Raw genomic sequence first — 20,792 nt, forward strand, 5'->3', positions numbered from 1 at the left:
AACTCGCTAGTTTTTGCCTTGCTCATTTTTATTATCCTTTATTTCATTTGCTATCATTTCAATTTGCCCTGGAATTATTTTAGTTAAAGCATTTATAACATCTACACAACAACGCTTTTTATCATCTTCTGTTATTGGTTTTTGGCTTACATATCCACCATGAGAGCCGTCATTTATAAAACTATACAAAATATTATCAGCTTCCATAAGTCCTAATTTTTGCATAACATCATACAAATCATCCGTCGGATAAAAAAATCTTCCGACGGACTCTAAAACATTTCTAATAGAATTTGCTGTATGATATTTTGGTTTCTCTTGACCTGTATATATTTTATATATCTCTTTTAATTGTTCAATATATGGCAATATATATTTGTTTTCATTAATTTTTATTATTTTTCCATTTTCTAAAATAAAATTATCTTTTGTGATTTTATTTCTTATCAACATATTATAAAAATCTACATTATGTGTTAATATCAAAAATCTAATCTTCTCAATATCTGAAATATAATTTTGCAAATCTCTTATTACACTAGAAACAGAATAAACATAATGATAATCCATGCTAGATATAGGGTCATCTATTATAAAAAACATTTTTTCATATTCATCGGCTTGGGAGATTTTCACATGGCTTTCTGCTATATAATGACAAAATGCTATTATACTTTTTTCTCCATCACTTAATACCTTAGTTGTCTTATTTTTAAGTTTATGTGCATTATTCAATGTTAAACAAAAATCGCTCTTACTAAAAGAATACTTACCTTGAAAAAATACATCCAATAACATACTGAACGTTTTGATAAATTCTTCTTTTTTGCTTTTTTTAGCTTTTTCCTGCTTTGCTAATATATTTTTATTTAATTTTTTTAAGGAAATAATATTATTTTTATAATCTTCTATTTCTTCTTTTGCTATATTTTTAATTTCTAGCATTTTAGCTTGGCAAATCTTTATTTTTAATTCTTTTACATAATCCTTGCTATTATTTTTTAAGCTATTTATACTAGCAATTAATTCATTGTTATATTGTGCAACTTCAATAGCTATATTAATATATTTTTTAATACTTTCTATATAGTCATTTATATTAATCGCTTGTGTTATGTCTTTAGATTTATTGTCTAATGCTGAATAGATTGCATTAATCCCATTTTTTAATAATTCAAACTCTTCAGTCTCAATATTTTCTAAATTACCTAATTCTTTTTGTTTAAATAAAGCCTTTAACATGTTATAGCTAGCTTGAATATTTTTCGATTTTTCAATATCACTTTTGATTTGATTAGAAAAATTATCTAAATTACTTCTACTGCGTTCAATAAACTTTAAAAGTTTTGTTTCTTCTGCATCTAAAAATTCATTATATTTATTTATTAAATCTCTAGCCTTATCATCTAATTTTTGCTCACAAAAAGGACAATTAGAATTATCTTCTTTAATATTATTCACACCTAATTCTATAAAATCCTTTTTGCTTTTCATTTTTTCTAAAAAATCTTCAGCGAAATCAGACTTTGAATACTCTTTTTCTAATTTAGTTTGTATTTCACTAAGAAAACTAACATCATCAATACCAACACAATCTATATTTTCAATATCTTTATATTCTTCAATATCGCTTGATATATTTTTATATTCGTTAGCTAGACTAAAAAAATTTAAGCTATTATCAAATCCTTGCTCTATATCTTCAACAATATTATCAAATGTAATGTTTTTATATTCTTTTAAGAGAGGACTTATTTTTAAGTCAGTTAATTCTTTTAACCCTTCTTGAATTTTATCACTTATTTTTTTCTTTAATTCTTTTTCTTTGTCTTCTAATTTTATTTTTTAGCTTTATCATCATTTAAATCTATATTCTCTTTCCCTATAATATATCCATCTATATTACCATTTACTTCATATTGCCTAGATTGTATATTCTCCAAAATATAATCACTATTAAAAACATGAAATATATACCATATTTTTTGATTAAAACGTGGAAATTTATCCCTTGTAAGTTCTATATCTAAGTCAAACTGATCTTGATTTTTTAAATTTTTAATTTGTAGTTGAATTTTAGCATTGTTACTATCAAAAGAAACAATGTCATTAACTTTATCAATCATACTATTTTGTTCGGCTGTATTTTGCATTTCTGCTAAACGAAAAGCCCTGCTTATAAATGTTTTACCGCTACCATTCATTGCATATAAAGCAATTCTTAAAGAATTTACACCTTCCTTAAAATTTAATAATTGATGCTTTCCAATATTTTTTAAAGTTAAAGAAAAATCTATTATTTTATCACCCTTTGCCATCTCTCCTCCTTTAGTTGTTTATTTTTATTTCTCCATTTAGAAGTTTTAGTATAAGTATATCACACATATTTTCTAGGGTTTGGATTTGTTCTAAATTTTTATCTATTTTATCAAAGATTTTTTTTGCAGTAATATCAAATTTTTCAAGCAATAAATCATCTGCCAATAAAATTTCTATCTCTCCCAAATCTGATTGTCTTATTAATGGTTGAGTGCTACCAAAATCTAAATTTTCATGGCTGCTTGTTTTTAAAACAAAATACATAAAATAAAAATTAGAACTAGGTTTGATAATTAAGGTATTATCTAATAACCAAACTTTTTTAGCTGAATTAATTATAAAAACTTTCCCCAATATCCCAACTCTACCTGTATATAACAATGGTTCATTATATAAATATTTATTAGTAAAACCTATTACCCATTTGCTCACAATATAGGATTTTCACCATTATCTTGCATATCTAATCTTTTTAGTGATTTTCCACTCGTTATACTTACCAATTCTTTAATTTTAACATTTTGCCAAGATGGGTTTGGGTTTTCTATGAAATAGTATCTAAAAAGAGTTTTGGAGAGTTCTTCTAGGGTTTTGTTTTGCTCGTGTAGTAGTTCTATCTTGTCATCAATACTACTTAAGATAGCAGCGATTTACCTTTGCTCTTTTAATGGCGGTAATAAAATTTCAATTGTTTCAAAATCTGATTTGTTTAATATAGGAACTGCAGTTCCATCCAATCCATAAACTCTTAAGGTATCATACATTGACACTAACAAATAATATACAAAATCAGCATCAGCTATTTTTTCATGAAGAATTATTGAATTTATCTGTTGATTTGTAATAGATGGACTTTTATTTACAGCAACTTTTCCCATATCAGAACCTATACAAGTAACCATTATTGACTTTGGCGGCAATATCTTATTTTTTAATCTCTCAATACCAATATTTGATAGTTTTCTTATGCTTGAACTAGCTATTTTACGATAATCTTTATAATCAGTCGGAATAATAAAACACATATTATTTCCCCAATCTTCTGGGTTCTTAGCTGATGGAATTTTCCCTGTAATTACGCTTCCTATATCCCCAAGCTTACATTTTTTCCAATTATTCATATCTTAATCCTTTGGAATTTATTTGCGTAAAAAATCCAAAAAATACACGAAATGAATTCAAGAATTTAAATTCGGAATTTCCTTTGTTTAAGCTTAGTTTAAAAGATAATGACGAAAGCACAACACAAAACATCATTTAATCTTCTCTAAGTTTTTTAAGATAGTTTCGCTTAGCTCTTGCTCTGTTTTGATTTGGGATTTTAACTTGGTTAAAAGCTCGTTAAATATAGTATCAAAATCAAACTCATCATCACTATCAGCAAGCCCCACATAACGCCCTGGAGTAAGCACATAAGAAAGCTCTCTTATCTCATCTATGCTAGCACTTTTACAAAAGCCTTTTATGTCTTCATAGTCGGTGCCGTTTTTCCAAGCTTTATAAGTGTTTGCGATTTGGTTTATGTCGTCTTTGTTTAGGGTTTTGTTGCGTCTATTTATCATAGTTCCTAAATCTCTTGCGTCTATAAAAAGCGGCTTTTAAGTCTTTATGAGCGTCGTTTAAAAATGAGCCTTCGTTGTTCCATATCACTTGTGAGCTTTCAATTTTTCTTATGGCTAGGTTCATTTTGGCGAGTTTGTAGGTGGTCTGATTTGACTCTTGACCATAGATTGAGATATCATCTAGTCTGCCTTGGCGAGATTTTACAAACTCTTCGCTTTGAACAAACATACCGCCACTCCCGCAGCAAGGGTCAAACACTCTGCCCTTGTATGACTCAAGCATAGCTACTAGGAGCTCTACGACGCATTTTGGAGTGTAGAATTGTCCGCCTTGTTTGCCTTCAGCTAGGGCAAATTCACCTAAAAAATACTCAAATACATGACCTAAAACATCGGCACTTTTACCAGTATCAAAGGCGATATTTCCTATAAAATCTATAAGTTCGCCTAGGCATTTACTATCTAAGTTATCTTTGGCATAGACTTTTGGCAAAACTCCTTTTAGAGTATCGTTGTGTTTTTCTATCTCGTCCATTGCTTCATCTAGCATTTTGCCTATTTTGGGATTTTTGGCGTTATCTCTTATGTAGTTGTAGCGAGATTTTTCTGGAACGAAGAAGATATTGTCAGCTAGGTATTCGTCTGCATCTTCTGGGTCGGCTCCTTCGGATTGCTCTTTGAGCAATTCTTCGTATTTTTGCATGAAGCTATCGCTAATGTAGCGTAAAAATATAAGTCCTAAAACTATGTGTTTATACTCTGCTACGTCGATATTTTTGCGTAATTTATCAGCACTTTTCCATAACGCATCTTCTAGTTTTATTTCTTTTTTTCTTTGCCATTTTTGTCCTTAAGTGGTTTTTCTTAGTGTAGCAAAAAAAGCCTTATATTTGCCTAGCTTTCGCTAGGCTTGAAGTGGTGTAAATCATTTAGTAGTTTTAAAAGGGATGTTAAATTTTTCTAAAATATCTACTTGCTTTGTATCAAAAATTAATCTTATTTTATTCTTATCATCTAAGTCGTATTCTAAAAATGTTTTTTTACCTATACTTGATAAAATTTTAATATCATTAAATCTTAAATTTCCCTTTGCTGTCTTACAAATTTTTAATTTTTTAGTATTGCTTTCTTCCATTTTATTATTTTCATAACAAGACTTATCATTGATATCTATTCCGCGCTCTTTAAGATAGTCAATCACATTATCATTCACATACACCATCACATCTGCTTTATAATTTCCAATCCCTGCTCTTTTTTCTATATTTAAATTTGTAAAAATAAAATATAAAACCAAACAAACCAAATAAAATATTCTAAAGTATTTTATACAAGATGGTTTAAAGGTAAAAACAATAATTGAAAATAAATAAAAAAATGTAATCTGATATATATAATCTAACTGTTCATCTAAAAAATCATCATTCTCTAAAAATAACAACGATACAAGAAGAAATAAAAAATGAATAGAACAAAAAATAACAATAAAAGCAACATTAGATATCGTATCAATTATTTTATTTTTTTTTCTTTATTTTAGTATTAAAAAATATACATAATGATTCATAGCAAAAATAAGGAATAGTAGCTATTATCAAAATATAAAATAAATTATGAAACCCAAAAGCTAAAAATTCATTTAAACCAAAATCGGGATATTCATTAAGTTCAAATATAAAATATTTAACATATAAAATAGCTGAGCCTAAAAACCAAATCACAAGAATTGCACTACTAATATTGCTTAAAGTTTTACATATATTTATAATTTCATCTAAGACAATTGAAAAATTACCTTGCTTTGATGTTTTATTGATTGAATTTTCTTTCATATTTTCTCCTTAGTAAAATAATATTTAGTTAATAAAAAGTTTTGCTAAATAACTAACAAACAATGTATATTATAAAAACAATAATCCATCAAACTGATTTTTATCTTTACGGTTTGTATGAAAGTATTTTATGTTCTTGTGGCTTTACTTATAAAATAACTCAAAAAATCAAGAATTTAAAATCGGAATTTCGTTTGTTCAAAATTTTTAGCATAAATACAATATTAATTCAGCACCCATTTAAACAAACAAAATTTATATCAGCAATTATAGCTTGATTTTGAGTGATAATATAGTTTGATTTTTCTTCTTTTAAATTACCAAATAAACTCATATCTCCTCCTTTGTTTTAATAAACATTATCAAAAATTTATAATAAAAAATAAATTAATCCGCCACATAAAAACCTTTTTCAGTATAGATTTGAAGAAATTTTTTAACATCTTTATCATTATAGGATTCTTTAAAATCATTTAAAATTTTAATCATTTCTTCTAATACCTTTGCATCATCTTCTTGCCCCACATATGGAAGATAAAGCTTATCCTTGCACCACATATAATGTTTAACTTCAAAAATTCTTTTTAACATCATTAACTCATAATGGGTATCCCAGTGCCTCCACTGCCAAACAACCTTAAAAAATCTAAACAAATTCTTTATCCCATACCTAAAATCATGGTAATTATTTCTAACAAAATCTACAGGTTTTTCATATAAATAAAAACTCACTTTTTCTTTAAAACTTAGTGGTTTGTTTAACTCTTCAAAAAACTCCTCTGCTGTGTAAGTTCTCTCATTTGTTTTCATAATTTTTCCTTTTATTGCAGTTTTAAATTGTTTTTATTTCCGATTTAGAATTCTTTTGTAATTTTGCTATGATCTTATCTTTTTTATAGCTTTCATAAAAGGTAGTGCTTAGTAAAATTACTGTAATAAGCGTAAGATACTCCACTTCAGCAAAGCCATTTAAAATAAGCTCTAACACAAAATAAAAACTCATAAACACTACCACTAAAATTTCTAAAACATACTTTGATTTTTGCATAATAATCCTTTCTAATTTGCTTGTAATTTTTGCATAATTTTCTTTGCAATTTGTTTTTTAAAAGGCTCAAGTTTTGTTAGAGCCGATGGGTTAAAAATCTGCTCTATATTTTGAATAATAACTTTAAGCTCTTTAATTAATATTTGGTTATCTTTTTTGTTTTCTAAATGCACAAAATTATTTCTAATACTTGCAACCTTACATCTTAATTTAAAAATAATTTTTAAATATTTTTTAATGTATTCGCTTAAATTTTCATCTTTAAAAATCTCATTCCAAAAAAATCCAAATTTATTTTCTCTTACAAGATGAACGCCAAAATCTCCTACAAAATACCTATAAATACCCACATCTATGCCATCTTTTAAAGCTAGTGCCGAATTTATATAGTATTCTTTGTCACAAAAAAGCTTTGCTAAAATTAAATAATTATTAAAAGTAGATAAACTTTTATCATTTTCAATATTTATTTTTATCTCATTTATTCTAAAAAGTCTAAAAATACCTAATATTTCTTGTCTAAAAGGATAAAAAATACTATCTTTTTCTAAATTTTCTATATTTAGCTTTATTTTTTCATATAAAGTAAAAATTTCTTTATATTTTGCAAATTGTAAAACTCTAGCTAATTCTCTAAGTTGCATATATAAAGGCTCATTTGTAGATAAATATGGCATTTTAAGAGTGCTTGAAAACTCTCTTAAAACAAATGCCACATTACTAAAACTACTTTCAAATAAGCCATTAATTTTATATACATTTATTTCTGATTTATCCTTTTTAAACTCTAAAAAATCAATATCATAAAGTTTAGAAAGATTTAAAAATTCTATCGTTTTAGATGTGTTTTGATTATTTAAAACAAATAAATATTTTTTATTAACATCTAGTCTTTGAACAATTTGCGGGATAATATCTTTGTTGTTATCTATTAAAAATAAATCTTGATTTTTTGTTTTTCTAAATTGCTTATAAGTGCTATTAGAATAAAAATATTAAATTTTATATTTTTATAATATTTTTTTATAAAATCTCTTTCATTTAGATATTTTTGAGATTTATTTTCGTATGTGTATTTGCTACTATTTAATTTCATTTTTGCGTCAAGTGATATTAAAATACATTCATGATATTTATTTTCTTGCTTTATTTTTGTTTCCTTTTTAATCTTTGCAAGGATTTTTGCTTGTTCTTTTTTACTTGGCAAAAATGGCTTTAAATCATTTAATATCTCTAACATCACTAACCTTTATTTTTGAATAATTATAATAATTTTTATTTTAAAAAGCAAATTTTAATAATTTTATGATATAAATAGAAAAATTATTATAAATATTTCTTTTTAGGATAGCAAAATGAAGGTTGATTATAAAGATTTAATGCTGATTGATTTAATTTTTGAAAAAATTTCATCTAAAGATGAGCTTGCAAAAGCTTTAAATGTAAGCACAAAAACCATTGAAAATAGAGCAAAAAATCTAAGTGAAATTATAAAATATAGTAAAAAACTTGAAGGTTATATTTTCACTGACTTGCTCCCAAAATACATAAGCCCCAAAGTTGTTTTTAAGCATATATTTGCTGAGCTTGAAAATGCAAAGCTTGAAAGCGAGTTTAAAGGGCTTTTTGATGAATATTTTTGCTCACAAGAAAAGCTAATTGATACTTCAAAACTATCAAACCTAAACCAAAAAATCATTATGCTAAATCATGCAATTAACCATAATATTTTACTAAGTTGCGAGTATAAAAACGAGCGAAAAATCATTCAAGCAAACCAGCTAAAAGTATCTAATTCTAAACGCTATCTTTATATAACTTATGATAAGAAAAATGGCGAAAACGCAGGAGAGCATAGAACCTTTGCTCTTAATTCTATGAAAGATATAAAGGCTTTAGAATATGTAAAAAATGGCAATTTTAAAAACACAAAAGTAGGAAATGCTTTTGGTTATGCTGAAGATAAAAAAAGCGTGATTTTATACCTTAAAAATGAAGCGGCTAGTTTTTTTAAAAGAGAAAATCCAAAAAGCCATAATTTTAGCTTTTTAAGCGAAGATGATAATGGAATAGAAATTGAGTTTTTTTACTCACCAAACTCGGTTGAGCTTGAAAGCTTTATCGCTTCTTGGCTACCATTAATTAGCATCAAAAACGACGATGAACTAGCCAAAAAAATCTATGAAAACATACAAAACAACCTAAACGAACTAGGGAATTTAAAATAGGAATTTCGTTTGTTTATGACTTTAAATATCTTTCAAATGCTTCTTGGTCGTAAAGATATAAAAAATGTATTTTTTTACCTTCAAATATCTCAAATTCTACAAAGCCTTCGTTTTCGTTATTTTTAGTATCGCTTGGAAACACAAAGATATTTTTAATGACTTTATGTGTTTTCTCATAAGATAGCTGATAGCAAAACTGCTTTATTACATCTCCTACTCCAGGATTTTTATATATTGTTTTACCATCAAGCTTTATACTATAATATTTAGCATCGTATATTTCTATGGTATTTTCATCTTTATTTTCAATAACAATATCAGGCTCTAAAGTATCTTTTTCGCACATTATGTCATTTATATGCCATTTTGGTTTTTGCTCAATCGGTTTTTTATCACCGTCAAAATACACTTTACAAACATCTTCCCACACCATATGAAAGCTAGAAGTTCCAACAAACGAAACAAAATCACCGCCCATGCCATAATCGCTATTTGATAAGTATTTTTTCATCATCCTTAAGGTATTTTGTTTATGAGTTATAAACTGCCTAGACAATTCCTGTTCAATCTGCTTAATAATATAGCCTGTGTCACCAAAGCAACTAAGCTTTTCATCACTAAGTCTTATATGATTTAATTCTACCAAGGCTAAAACTCCCTCTAACCTATCGCAAATTTCACTCAATATAGTAGCGTGCAATCTTGTAAAATAATTTCTTTCATTAATCTTTTTATTAACATTAAAAGTATCTAAATAAATAGGAATATTATTGAAAAAATATACTGATGTATTGCTCGTAGTTTTATCCCAATGGATTTCATTGTCTCCGTTTAACTCAAAAAATTGTTTTTTTTGCTCATATAAACCATATGTTGCATAATCTTTAATAAAACTAATCGCAAAAGAAAGTAAATTAAAGTTAAAACACTCATCAAAGCTACCTAAATTTTGAATATGTTTTTTGTGTTCATATTTTTTAATAACTTGTACTAGCTTTTTTAGCATACTACGATTATTATCATTTTGATAGCTTTGCAAATATTTTGGATATACAGCAAAACATATATTATCTACCATAACAACACCTACATAGGTAAACACATAGATATTTTTATGGCTAAATTGTTGTAGTTGATTTTGCGAAACACGCTTTACTATACCTAAGGCTAAAAGATTTTTAATAATTTCACTTAGTTTATCCTTTGACACACTAAACAAACTAAGCAAATCATCAAATGAATATATCTTTAACTCTTGTAAATTAATTATCTTCATTATCAGCTTTAATCAATTCTTCTTTTAAATCTAGTTTAAAAAGCCCTAAAACATTTTTATCAAATTTATTACACACATCAGAATAAGACTTAGTTTCATTAAACACCGTATTTCTACAAGTTTTTACAACATCTTCATATAAATACATCAAAACTTTATATTTGATGATTTTGGTGCGTTCATTTATATCTTCCATCTCTAAAACTGATTTTGATACAAAATAAGGTCCTAAAAGCTTATCTTCTGGAATTTCTAATTCTAAAAGTTTTTCGTTCAATGCTATTCTAAAATCATTCCAACTTATCTTATACCCATCTCTTGATTTAAAACAATACTTTTTAAATTCTTCATCATTAGCTGATGAGTTTATATCCATATATTCAAAGTTCCATCTACGTTTAAATGCAGTATCTAACGGCATTACACCTTGATCTGCACTATTCATAGTAGCCCAGATATAAAAATTGCTAGGAAATGATATTTTTTCATATTCATTCCCAAATTGTCTTTTAATATCATCAGAACACTCATCAAGTTCAAACTTTAAAAATTCTTGCATTTCTTTAGAAGTTGCTACTGAATATTCACTACGACCATTTTTATCTCTATCTAATAATTGAAACATATCTCCAAATACAGCCGCCACATCAGCTCTATTTATCTCTTCTATAATTAAAAGGTAATTTTCACTTGGATTTTTAAACGCTCTTAAAAGCACTCTAAGCAAGACACCTTCTACATATTTATAAGTAATACTTTCTTGAATATTGCCATCTTCATCTTTTTTCATACTGCCATCTTTTAGCTTTAAAATCTTAGGGAAAGGCTTATAGGAACCTACAAAATGGCTATAAAAATAATTTGTATGAAATGTAACTCTTTCGTAATTATCACTAAAACACTCTTTTGCCTCTTTATTTAAAAGATAGCTTTTCCCAGTTCCCGGTGCTCCAAAAAATATTCTTTGGTGTGGTTTTGGTATTGGAGTGTATGTCAAGATACTTAACATTAAATAACTATTTTCATATTCTTTTATTCTTTGCCTAATATAATTTAAATAGCCATCTTTTATTTTTATCTTATTATCCTTAACTTCTAATGTTTCCAACTGCTCTATAATCAAATTAAATCTACTCTCAAGCTTTTTATTAACTTTCAAACCTTTATAAATTAGAGAGTATTTTGCATAATTTTCCCTAAACATCATAATTAAAATCAAGCTATCTAAGTACTTTTCATATATTGTTTGAGTGAAAACAAAATTATCGTATTCTTCTTTGCTAATTTCATATTCTTCTGTTACATCACCAATACTCAATAAAAGTTTATATAAAAACATAATCGGAAACAATCTAAAATCTTTTCTAATACCATTATATTCTTCATCTAAATTGGAGCTGATAAATATTTTTTCAATTTGAGTTTTAATAATATCACTATATAACTCTGTATTTTCAAACTCACCTTTTGTTAGATTTTGAATTTTATAAAAAATATCAGTTGGATTTGTGTTTTTATATTGATTTCCATGCGTTAATAAACCAAAATATTGTGCAATTTTCAAAGCTCTATGATTTGTTGAAAGTTTTAATTTGGTCTTTAAATTATTTATATTTTCTATCTCTTCTGTAAAATTATCTTCTAATGTTTTACCATTATCTATATCTTTAATTTTATTGAGAATATAAACATAATAACACTGTTTCCAAAAAGTTGTATCTTGTCTTACTATATACCAACACTCATCTTTTTTCAATTCATCTAATCTATCTTTAAAACCATCAAGTGTTATATTCATTTAAAATCCTTTTAGTTAAATTTGCAAAAAAATAAGCAACTTTAATAGGAACCGCATTTCCTATTTGTTTCATAATCGATGTTCTTGAACCACTAAAAACAAAATCATCGGGAAAGCTTTGAATTCTTGCTGCTTCTCTTGGAGTTATCGTCCTATCATATATAGGATGTATAAATCTACCACCGCTTGGTGTATCAAACCTTGTTGTAATGGTATTGGAAATACCATTAAAACTCATTCTTCCATAAGAACCACTATGTATTGAATTTATATCTTCTTGCAAAGAAGTATAATTTTCATTGGGTTTTATTCGTTTTATTCTTTCTAGTGCTTTTTTAGAGTGATTAGTTTGTGTGTGGTTTTTTAAAACACCTTTGCTATTACCATGCAAATACTCTTGGTATGCAGTTTTTGGGTATGAAATTAAATTATCACCAATGCAATTTGGCATACCAAACAATGCATCTTTTATCATTACATTGTCAAAAAAAGTAGGAATTTTTTTTAATATATTAGCTTTTGTATTTTTAATTTCTTTGTCTATATCAATCTTGTTGTCTAATACACCAATAATTATAACTCTTTCTCTATTTTGCGGAACTCCAAAATCTTTTGCGTTAACAAGTAGCGGATAAATATGATAGATTTTATAATTTTGCGTAATATTTATTTTTCTTTCAATTTCTTTAATTATTTCACCTTTATTAGAGCTTAAAATACCTTTTACATTCTCCATAATAAATACTTTAGGATTTATTATATTCACTATATTTATATAATGCCTAAAAAGATAATTTCTCTCGTCATCAATAAAACCTTTTCTTATACGAGCTCCAGCCATTGAAAATCCTTGACAAGGAGGTCCTCCAATAATCACATCGGCTTCATTTTTTTGAAAATAATCATAATTGTCTACTTTAGAAATATCTTCGTTAATCATCAAAGTTTGCGGGTGATTAGCCATATACGATTTGGCTATAGTTTTATCAAATTCTACAGCTTTTATGATGTTAAATCCACTTTGCTTAAAGCCTAAAGAAAATCCACCACAACCTGAAAATAAATCAACAACATTCATATTTTTTCACCCTTTCTATATCTTTCAGCAAATTTAATAACATAGTTTATCTCTTCATGGCTCAAGCCATACAATCTACATAGATAATTATCTATTTCATCTATCTCAGCTTTACACAATCTATGCTTATACTCATAGTCTGTTTGACGACTTCCTATATATTTTTTTGTCTTTTCAAGCTTTTTGGATAATTTATCATACAAATAACAAAATATTTCATTTTCTTTATCATCTATATCTACAAATGAAAAATACTTTAAATCTTTTTGTGTAATATGCCAACAATCAGAAACAACATTCCAAAACCAAAAAAATAAAGATGAGTTTAATATACAATATAAATAATACAAATGTTTATTATAAACAACAAACTCTTTATACTCTTTGCTTTTTTGTGGAGTTAAAAAGCATTTAATCCAAAAAGTAGCTCTCATATTTAAAAAAATGCTAACAACTTCATCTCCTTTAAACGATGTAAATAAATTGTCAGCATTTTTTAATTGTTCTAATAAATTGTTTTTATTATAAGCAAAAACTTTATTAAATATTGTTTTAGAGACACCATCGCCTATTTTTGGGATAAAATCACTAAACAAATAACTATTTTCTATTTTAACATCATCAAATAAATTTACCCTTTCGTTTGCATACCAATATAAATAATTAGATGTTTTTATATTACAATTTTCTATGCTCAAGTCATTTTTTTTAATCGCAACTAAAACGTTTAGCTTTTGATGCACACTAGTAAATAACGAATCAGGCCTATCTGCAAAACTAAAGATAATTTGCTCTTTTGTATTTTGATATACATATTTTCTTATATCCATCATTCTTGGCGTACTAACATAAGAAATAGGTATAACTAAAGCTAAAATACCATTTGATTTTAAAATTTTCAAGCTATTTTCAACTATATTTGCATACATGTTTCCATATTTTGCATCGTAAGTAAAATTTTTAGAATTTTCTACATACGGTGGATTTCCAATAACATAATCATACTGAACTTTCAATTTATCAAAATCTACAACAAAATCATAATGTGTAAAATTAGCATTTATTATTTTAGCCATATCTTCTAATTTTTTTGTACATTTAGCATACTTTAAATATGTGAAAAACACTCTTAATTTTGAAACTATGATAGATTTTTCATTAATATCATTGCCGTAAATATTTTTAAAAATATCATCAATATTAGTTTTAGGATGCCTTTTAATATATTCTTTAATATATTCTAAAATAAATTCGGAATTTCCGCATGTTGGGTCAATAATTTTTGGATTTTTTTTACAACCAAAATAAAACATTTGTCTAATCATAAATTGGCAAACATCATTAGGCGTGTAATATCTTCCATATTTTTTTCTTTTTTCATCTACTTCATAAAGATTAGCAGATTCTTCTATAAACTCATCTATTTCCAAAAATACAATTGATGGTTGTATTTTAAAATCAGGATAAATCAAATAAATAGACCGTAAAATATCTTCTAAACAACCTGAACTCTGAATTTTTATTAAATTAATCACATTAGTAAGTTTCACATTAAGAATATCCACAGCATGACCTAAGTTTAAGTATAAAGTATTATTATATACTTTTAACTTTAATATTGCAATCAAAAAAGCTGTCTGTTTTTACACTCTTAAAAGTTTGACTGTAAAATTATAGTTTATTAAATTAGTTTTTTACCTCTAAAAGCTTTATATAAAGTATTTATTTTTATATTTTATATCTTTATTTATCCATAAAACTCAAAAAATCAAATTTGGCTTTGGAATTTATTTTTGCATTTTAAAACCTAACTATGATTTTGTTTGCAATCTGAATAAAAATTCTTTTATTTAAAAATTTCTAAAATAAATTCTAAATTTCTTATTGTTAAATCAAATAAAATAAAAAAACAAAGTTATTAACTATTTAAAACTAGATAAATAAAAAAGTTTATGTTATTATGTAGCTATTTATTTTACTTATAGGTAACACATGAAAATATTTAAAGAAAATGAAGAATTTGTAAATGATTTGACTCATATAAAACAAATGCAACTAACGGCTGCTAATGATATTGGGACTATTGATTTTTTTATGTTGCCGATAATAAATAAGGATTTTCATTATAATTGCTTAATAAACAATTTAATGAAAATACTTCACCTACATTCATTAACTGGTGAAGAATTAGACAAATATAATAGTCCAATAATTATCAGTCAAAAAGCAAGAGAAAGATATGTATCTTTTAGAAAAAATTCAAACAATAAAAATAAACAAAATGATTTAAAAGATGGTGAACTAGGAGAGTTAATTTTATTTGCTCTATTAGAAGGACATTTGAAAGCACCAAAGATACTAACAAAAATGAGCTTAAAAACTTCAGGTGGAACATATGTTCACGGTAGCGATGGTGTGCATTTATATAAAAAAGGAGATAGGTATCAATTGATTTTTGATGAATCAAAATTATATCAAAATATACGTAGTGCTATTAAAAATGCTTTCGATTCAATACATCAATTTAAAAATGAAATCGACAGCTATGGTAATCACAAAGCTGGGATAAATTATGAAAAGTCTTTATTATCAAATAATCTAGAAAAACATGTTTTTAGCGAAGAAAAAAAAGAAATTATAGAACAATTAATAATCCCATGCGAATTCCAAAAAAACATATCAATAGATGATGCTTTTTCTATTTTCATAGGTTATGAAATAAATATAGAACAAGAACAAACAAAATATAGCGATAGTGAATTCGAGCTTAAAATAAAAGAAAAAATAAAAAAAGATATAGATAATCTAGAAAAACTATTTAACGATCATATTAAAAAACTAAACTTATACATGCATAGTTTTTATATTTATTTAATACCTTTTACAAAATTAGAAGAAAATAGATCAAAAATCATCAATAGGATACTATCATGACAAGTTTAATAGAAGATATCGCCAATAAAGTTTATAACAACCCTTACCTAAAATCATTGTTGTGTATACTAGAAAAAGACTATGTAAATAACTTAAGCCAAATAGATAAAAAATGGTCTTTAAACAATAAACAATATAAAGATTTAATAAGATTTATAGATATTTTATCTAGATCTAAAACACCAAAGAATAAAAATTTAACTATAAAAATAATCAGTTTATTGATTGATTTTCCAATAATCAATGATGATTTTTTTAAACTACTTATTGTAAACAGCTTTGTAAAACTAGGAAATTTTCCATCATTACAAATTTTAGATAATTTTCAAGATTGTTTTTATTTTAGAGAATTAAGAGAAGACTACAATATTAAAAACATAACCAACCAATCGCCATTAAAACATATATTTACAGATAGTCAAAAACAATTATTTGATGAATTAATAAAATCGAATCATTATAGTTTTTCTAGCAACACTTCTTTCGGAAAAACTTTTGTATTGACGGCTTTTATTAAATATATTATAGAAAATAAGAAAAATGAAAATAATGAAGACAATATAGCTCTAATGGTTCCAACCAAAGCACTAATTCATCAATTATTCAAAAGTATAAATGAAATTTTAAAAGATTTTCCAAATAATTACAAAGCAATAATATCACCTAAAATTCCGAAATATTTCTTAAATAATAAAAATAATTATATTTTTATATTTACACCAGAAAGACTAATATCATTTTTTGCAGAAAACAATAACCCACCAATAAAATATCTTTTTGTTGATGAAGCACATAAACTATTAAGCAATAATGACACAAGGTCGGTTTTAATATATCATGCGATTACAATGGCAAATTCAAAAGATATTAAAATTTATTTTTCATCTCCAAATATTCACAACGCTGATATTTTTTTAAAAATTATAAATAAAAATCAAAATTTTAATAAGTATATTGAAGAATCTCCTGTAACTCAAAATAAATTCTTTATAGACACCACAACAAATGATAGTTATATGCTTTCTGATTTTCAAGAAAATATAAAAATTGATAATTTACATTTTAAACACGGCAGCAACCCCATTCAAAATCTTTATGACTTAATAAACTTCATATCTTTTAAAAATTCACAAAGTATTGTGTATTGTAATACCCCAAGAAATGCCATGGAATATTCTACAAAATATGCAGAATTATTAAGCAATATAAAAAACGAAGAAATTCAAGAAACCATAACATTTATAGAAAGAAATATACATAAATCATACTTTTTAATCCAATGTTTAAAAAAAGGTATAGCATATTATTTTGGTAATATGCCAGAAGAGTTAAAAATTCAAATTGAATATCTATATAACAAAGGGGTTATAAATTTATTATTTTGTACTTCAACGCTATTGGAAGGTGTAAATTTACCCGTCAAAAATATCTTTATTTTAAATGAAAAAATAGGTAGAAGAAGATTTCAAAAAATTGATTTTTGGAACCTAGCTGGTAGAGCTGGTAGACTAGGCAAAGAATTAAGTGGTAATATATTTTGTGTAAGACTAGATAAAAAATATTGGGGGGGGGGAAAAATGCTAAAGAACTATTAAACAAAAACATAGAAAAACAAGATTTTGAACTCTTTTCAAGCAAGAAGAAATTATATAATAATCTAGGCAAAATCTTAAACAATGAAAAAATTAATTTAAAACCAAATAAATTGAAACGCTTAAATGCATATGCTAATGTAATGTTTTATCATGAAACAATGAGTATCGATTCTCTTTTAAAAAATAATTTTATAAATACAAATCAAAATAATAAAGATAAGTTGCAAGAGTATAAAAATAATTATACAACCATAAAAGATATTGTTGCAAAAAACATAAATATAGATATACAAACACAAATAAAAATATTTAATAACAATTTAACACCTATGCCAAATGAAATTAGTCATAAAGCATGTTTGGAATTACTAAAGATTATTCATACAAAATATAATTTAAAAAACATAACCGAACCCCAATTATCTTATTATGCATTAATGATGTATAAATGGATAGATTCTCAATCATTACATGAAATTATCAATAGTTCCATTACATACTATGAATATAACAACAAACCAATAAAAATAGAATATAATAAAGATGAAAACTTTAATAAAAATAATCCATTACATGTAAATATTCTTATTGAAAATATCATCAATTGTATAGAAAAAACTATAAAATTTGATCTGAAAAACTACATATCAAACTACCAAGAATTTTTAACTTTTAAAGGCTACCAAATTAATTTAGATTGGGCATCATTTATTGAATATGGTAGTAGTAATAAAACCTTAATAGAACTTCAAGAACTTGGTTTTAGTAGAAATATTGCAAATTTTTTAAAAAAATATCATTTAGATAAATTCTTAAACACAAATGATGTTATAGATGATTTTAATGAAATAGATTTAAAAAATTCAATTGATAAAAAACAACACAAAAATGAATACAATGAGATTGCAGATTTTTTAAACTGGGAAAAAATATAAAATTTATATAACTTAGTTATGTTAAAATTAATTCACATAGCTATAATTAGAATTTTACCCTAATGTTTCCACTTAAAAGTTCGATAAGGAGGTGAGGTTTACACCTAAGCTTTTTTTGTTTTTAAATTCACTAAATTCTACCTTCTGACCTGCGTTTGGCAATATTTCACTCTTCCATTCTGTTATATTAAAATAATAATCTTTATTTGTATCTGCCGAAAAAATAAAACCATAACCATCGTTTGAATTATAAAATTTAATAGTTCCTTTCATAAATTGTCCTTTTATTGATATCTTCATAAAGCCATAGCATTATATTTGATTTATCTAAAAACAATCTTCATTTTGTTTTAGTATCTTATTAAGTTCTTTTTGCATAGCAATTCTTGTATTTTCAAGCCAATTTTCATCATCTAAATTAGCAATATCAAAAAACTTAATGATTATTTTTTGATTTCTTTTTATATGCAAGGTTGTGCTATGCATTTTTAGCACCTACTATTAAAATGGGTTGAACTTTTAAATTTAGCTTTTTTGCTAAAATCTCAGCCCCTCTTTTAAAAGGCTTTATAATTTTAATGTCCCCGCCTCTAGTTTTATCAGGAAATATTGATAAAATTCTATTTTCTTTTACCCTTTGTTCTGCTTCTTTTACAACCCTTACGAGAAAATCCCTTGCTAAATCTCTATCAATCAAAATCATTTTGGCTTTTTCATCACTTCAAAAACATATCTCCTATTTCTTTTTTACCAATCCATGATATATCTTTTTTGCTTATCGCCTCAAGTAAAATAATATCTAATAAGCTTTGATGATTCATTATAAACATTTGGGCGTTTTCATTGATTTCGCCCCTTATTTCTACTTTTGCACCGAGTAAAAAAGTATAAATCTAGCCCACAAAATCCTAATTTTATGAATTTTATTAGGAAAAATATAAAACAAACAAATAACAATACTAACGCTAAAAACAAAAATAAATATAAATAAATAAAGCCATAATTTATTTAGTATTTTCATATAAATCCCGCAAAATATCATATTTAATGCTTTTAGCTTTAATTATACCTAAAATAAACTATTGTTTTCTAGGCTTTTTGATTAGCCGTTATTTTATCTTTAACACACTTTACAATGTAATTTTCTTAAAATTTAATTAAAACTTTGCCTTTTTTGTTATTATTTTTTAGGCTTTTTAAAGCCTTGTTTATATCATCTAGGATAAAAATCTCGCCTACTGATGGATGGTATTTGATTTTTTCTAGCATAGAAGATATTTGCTTAAGCTCTTCGCCGTTTTTATTAACGAACATAAAGTAATACTCGCAGCCTACTTTTTTAGCTGCATTATTTAACTTTAAGCCCGCAAAATAAAACAAAATCTGCTTTAATTTTGAAAGATTAAAACTTTTAGCAAATTTCATATCTGGCATAGCCTTTAAAGATACTAATTTTCCGCCTTTATTTAGTATTTTAAACTGCTTAAAAGTTTCATCGCCACCAATGCTATCTATTACAAAATCTACTTTAATTTTTGTATAATCATCATTTTTTGTAAAATACTCACAAACTCCTAATTCTAAAGCCATTTGTTTAAAATTCTCATTTCCATTAGCGTATATTTTAAAACCCATTTGCTTCGCAAGTGCTAAGGCAATCATACCAAAACTCCCACTAGCCCCAGAAATAAAAATAGAATTACCACTTTTAGCATTTATTAATTTAATAGCTTGTAAAAAAGTAAGCGCTGCTAATGGTATACAAGCTGCTTCAGCATCACTTAAGTAAGTAGGAACTTTTGCTATATGTGTATGATTAATTGATATAAATTCAGCAAAGGCACCGATTTTATCAATACTAAGCCTTGCAAAAACCCTATCTCCTACTTTAAAATCTTTTACATTTTTGCCTATGCTAGTTATAAATCCCACCATTTCATTTCCTAAAATTTGTGGCAATTTATAAGGGCTTATTAGATTTATTGTGCCATCTTTTATAAGATTATCTAGCGGATTAACAGCTGCATAACTTATTTTTACTAAAACTTCATCATCTGTTATCTTTGGAATATCAATTTCTTTTATTTCTAAATCGCTTTTAAAATTATTTAAAACCGCTGCCTTCATACTTTTCCTTGTTTTATTTATTAAAATAATTAAAACTTTTTGCAGTTAATATTTAATTAA

Annotated in this window: 22 protein-coding genes and 1 pseudogene; 4 read left to right on the forward strand and 19 right to left on the reverse strand. The window is 25.6% G+C overall.

The window, feature by feature from the left end; all coding sequences use genetic code 11:
- Positions 1–6 precede the first annotated feature (6 nt).
- The 11 genes and pseudogenes from CCANL266_RS06370 to CCANL266_RS06420 all read right to left on the reverse strand — a co-directional run bounded on the left by CCANL266_RS06370 (position 7) and on the right by CCANL266_RS06420 (position 8,001).
- Positions 7–1,842: an AAA family ATPase gene (locus CCANL266_RS06370; protein WP_172234415.1), complete on the reverse strand. Its 1,836-nt coding sequence runs from the start codon at positions 1,840–1,842 to the stop codon at positions 7–9.
- Complete coding sequence (locus tag CCANL266_RS06375; RefSeq protein WP_172232994.1) at positions 1,839–2,318, reverse strand: hypothetical protein; 480 nt, start codon at positions 2,316–2,318, stop codon at positions 1,839–1,841. Before CCANL266_RS06375 ends, CCANL266_RS06370 begins: the two co-directional genes overlap by 4 nt.
- Positions 2,319–2,328: 10 nt before the next feature.
- On the reverse strand, positions 2,329–2,751 hold the full coding sequence (locus CCANL266_RS06380) for a restriction endonuclease subunit S (RefSeq protein ID WP_172232997.1): 423 nt from the start codon (positions 2,749–2,751) through the stop codon (positions 2,329–2,331).
- Between the two features lie 218 nt (positions 2,752–2,969).
- Entirely contained in the window at positions 2,970–3,440 is a 471-nt protein-coding gene (locus CCANL266_RS06385; protein WP_172233000.1) for a restriction endonuclease subunit S, read from the reverse strand.
- A gap of 132 nt (positions 3,441–3,572) precedes the next feature.
- Positions 3,573–4,704, reverse strand: a pseudogene (locus tag CCANL266_RS06390) (N-6 DNA methylase).
- Between the two features lie 102 nt (positions 4,705–4,806).
- On the reverse strand, positions 4,807–5,322 hold the full coding sequence (locus CCANL266_RS06395; RefSeq protein WP_172233003.1) for a hypothetical protein: 516 nt from the start codon (positions 5,320–5,322) through the stop codon (positions 4,807–4,809).
- A gap of 76 nt (positions 5,323–5,398) precedes the next feature.
- Positions 5,399–5,713: a hypothetical protein gene (locus CCANL266_RS06400; protein WP_172233006.1), complete on the reverse strand. Its 315-nt coding sequence runs from the start codon at positions 5,711–5,713 to the stop codon at positions 5,399–5,401.
- A gap of 387 nt (positions 5,714–6,100) precedes the next feature.
- A complete protein-coding gene (locus CCANL266_RS06405; protein WP_172233009.1) occupies positions 6,101–6,523 on the reverse strand; it encodes a hypothetical protein in 423 nt (140 codons plus the stop codon).
- Between the two features lie 22 nt (positions 6,524–6,545).
- A complete protein-coding gene (locus tag CCANL266_RS06410; protein WP_172233012.1) occupies positions 6,546–6,761 on the reverse strand; it encodes a hypothetical protein in 216 nt (71 codons plus the stop codon).
- Positions 6,762–6,772: 11 nt separating this feature from the next.
- Positions 6,773–7,477 carry a hypothetical protein gene (locus tag CCANL266_RS06415; protein ID WP_172233015.1) on the reverse strand — a complete coding sequence of 235 codons (705 nt, stop codon included), beginning with the start codon at positions 7,475–7,477 and terminating at the stop codon, positions 6,773–6,775.
- A 215-nt stretch (positions 7,478–7,692) separates the two neighbouring features.
- Positions 7,693–8,001, reverse strand: a complete 309-nt coding sequence (locus tag CCANL266_RS06420; protein ID WP_172233018.1) for a hypothetical protein — start codon at positions 7,999–8,001, stop codon at positions 7,693–7,695.
- A 115-nt stretch (positions 8,002–8,116) separates the two neighbouring features.
- Between CCANL266_RS06420 and CCANL266_RS06425 the strand changes: the two genes are divergently transcribed.
- Entirely contained in the window at positions 8,117–8,989 is an 873-nt protein-coding gene (locus tag CCANL266_RS06425; protein WP_172233021.1) for a WYL domain-containing protein, read from the forward strand.
- A 13-nt stretch (positions 8,990–9,002) separates the two neighbouring features.
- Here CCANL266_RS06425 and CCANL266_RS06430 read toward each other — a convergent pair whose 3' ends face one another.
- From CCANL266_RS06430 to CCANL266_RS06445, 4 genes are read right to left on the reverse strand one after another with little or no spacing between them, the layout of a single operon-like run.
- Complete coding sequence (locus tag CCANL266_RS06430; protein WP_172233024.1) at positions 9,003–10,265, reverse strand: LlaJI family restriction endonuclease; 1,263 nt, start codon at positions 10,263–10,265, stop codon at positions 9,003–9,005.
- On the reverse strand, positions 10,252–12,063 hold the full coding sequence (locus CCANL266_RS06435; protein ID WP_172233027.1) for an AAA family ATPase: 1,812 nt from the start codon (positions 12,061–12,063) through the stop codon (positions 10,252–10,254). Before CCANL266_RS06435 ends, CCANL266_RS06430 begins: the two co-directional genes overlap by 14 nt.
- Positions 12,047–13,141, reverse strand: a complete 1,095-nt coding sequence (locus CCANL266_RS06440) for a DNA cytosine methyltransferase (RefSeq protein ID WP_172233030.1) — start codon at positions 13,139–13,141, stop codon at positions 12,047–12,049. Before CCANL266_RS06440 ends, CCANL266_RS06435 begins: the two co-directional genes overlap by 17 nt.
- The gene (locus CCANL266_RS06445) at positions 13,138–14,769 is read right to left on the reverse strand and encodes an HsdM family class I SAM-dependent methyltransferase (protein WP_172233033.1); all 1,632 of its coding nucleotides are present in this window, start codon (positions 14,767–14,769) and stop codon (positions 13,138–13,140) included. Before CCANL266_RS06445 ends, CCANL266_RS06440 begins: the two co-directional genes overlap by 4 nt.
- Positions 14,770–15,133: 364 nt before the next feature.
- On the opposite strand from CCANL266_RS06445, the gene CCANL266_RS06450 reads away from it, so the two are divergent.
- From CCANL266_RS06450 to CCANL266_RS06460, 3 genes are all read left to right on the forward strand, one after another.
- Positions 15,134–16,075 carry a HamA C-terminal domain-containing protein gene (locus tag CCANL266_RS06450; protein ID WP_172233036.1) on the forward strand — a complete coding sequence of 314 codons (942 nt, stop codon included), beginning with the start codon at positions 15,134–15,136 and terminating at the stop codon, positions 16,073–16,075.
- The gene (locus CCANL266_RS06455; protein WP_172233039.1) at positions 16,072–17,670 is read left to right on the forward strand and encodes a DEAD/DEAH box helicase; all 1,599 of its coding nucleotides are present in this window, start codon (positions 16,072–16,074) and stop codon (positions 17,668–17,670) included. Before CCANL266_RS06450 ends, CCANL266_RS06455 begins: the two co-directional genes overlap by 4 nt.
- A 140-nt stretch (positions 17,671–17,810) precedes the next feature.
- The gene (locus CCANL266_RS06460; RefSeq protein ID WP_172233042.1) at positions 17,811–18,605 is read left to right on the forward strand and encodes a hypothetical protein; all 795 of its coding nucleotides are present in this window, start codon (positions 17,811–17,813) and stop codon (positions 18,603–18,605) included.
- 72 nt (positions 18,606–18,677) lie between these two features.
- Here the strand turns inward: CCANL266_RS06460 and CCANL266_RS06465 are convergent, their stop codons facing one another.
- The 4 genes from CCANL266_RS06465 to CCANL266_RS06480 all read right to left on the reverse strand — a co-directional run bounded on the left by CCANL266_RS06465 (position 18,678) and on the right by CCANL266_RS06480 (position 20,732).
- A complete protein-coding gene (locus CCANL266_RS06465; RefSeq protein ID WP_172233045.1) occupies positions 18,678–18,878 on the reverse strand; it encodes a cold-shock protein in 201 nt (66 codons plus the stop codon).
- A 54-nt stretch (positions 18,879–18,932) separates the two neighbouring features.
- A complete protein-coding gene (locus tag CCANL266_RS06470) occupies positions 18,933–19,091 on the reverse strand; it encodes a hypothetical protein (RefSeq protein WP_172233048.1) in 159 nt (52 codons plus the stop codon).
- Complete coding sequence (locus CCANL266_RS06475; RefSeq protein ID WP_172233051.1) at positions 19,084–19,308, reverse strand: lysophospholipid acyltransferase family protein; 225 nt, start codon at positions 19,306–19,308, stop codon at positions 19,084–19,086. The genes CCANL266_RS06470 and CCANL266_RS06475 overlap by 8 nt, the downstream gene beginning before the upstream one ends.
- A gap of 443 nt (positions 19,309–19,751) precedes the next feature.
- Entirely contained in the window at positions 19,752–20,732 is a 981-nt protein-coding gene (locus CCANL266_RS06480; RefSeq protein ID WP_172233054.1) for an NADP-dependent oxidoreductase, read from the reverse strand.
- Between the last annotated feature and the right edge of the window lie 60 nt (positions 20,733–20,792).

The sequence above is a fragment of the Campylobacter canadensis genome (genome assembly GCF_013177655.1).
GTDB classification, from domain to species: domain Bacteria; phylum Campylobacterota; class Campylobacteria; order Campylobacterales; family Campylobacteraceae; genus Campylobacter_E; species Campylobacter_E canadensis.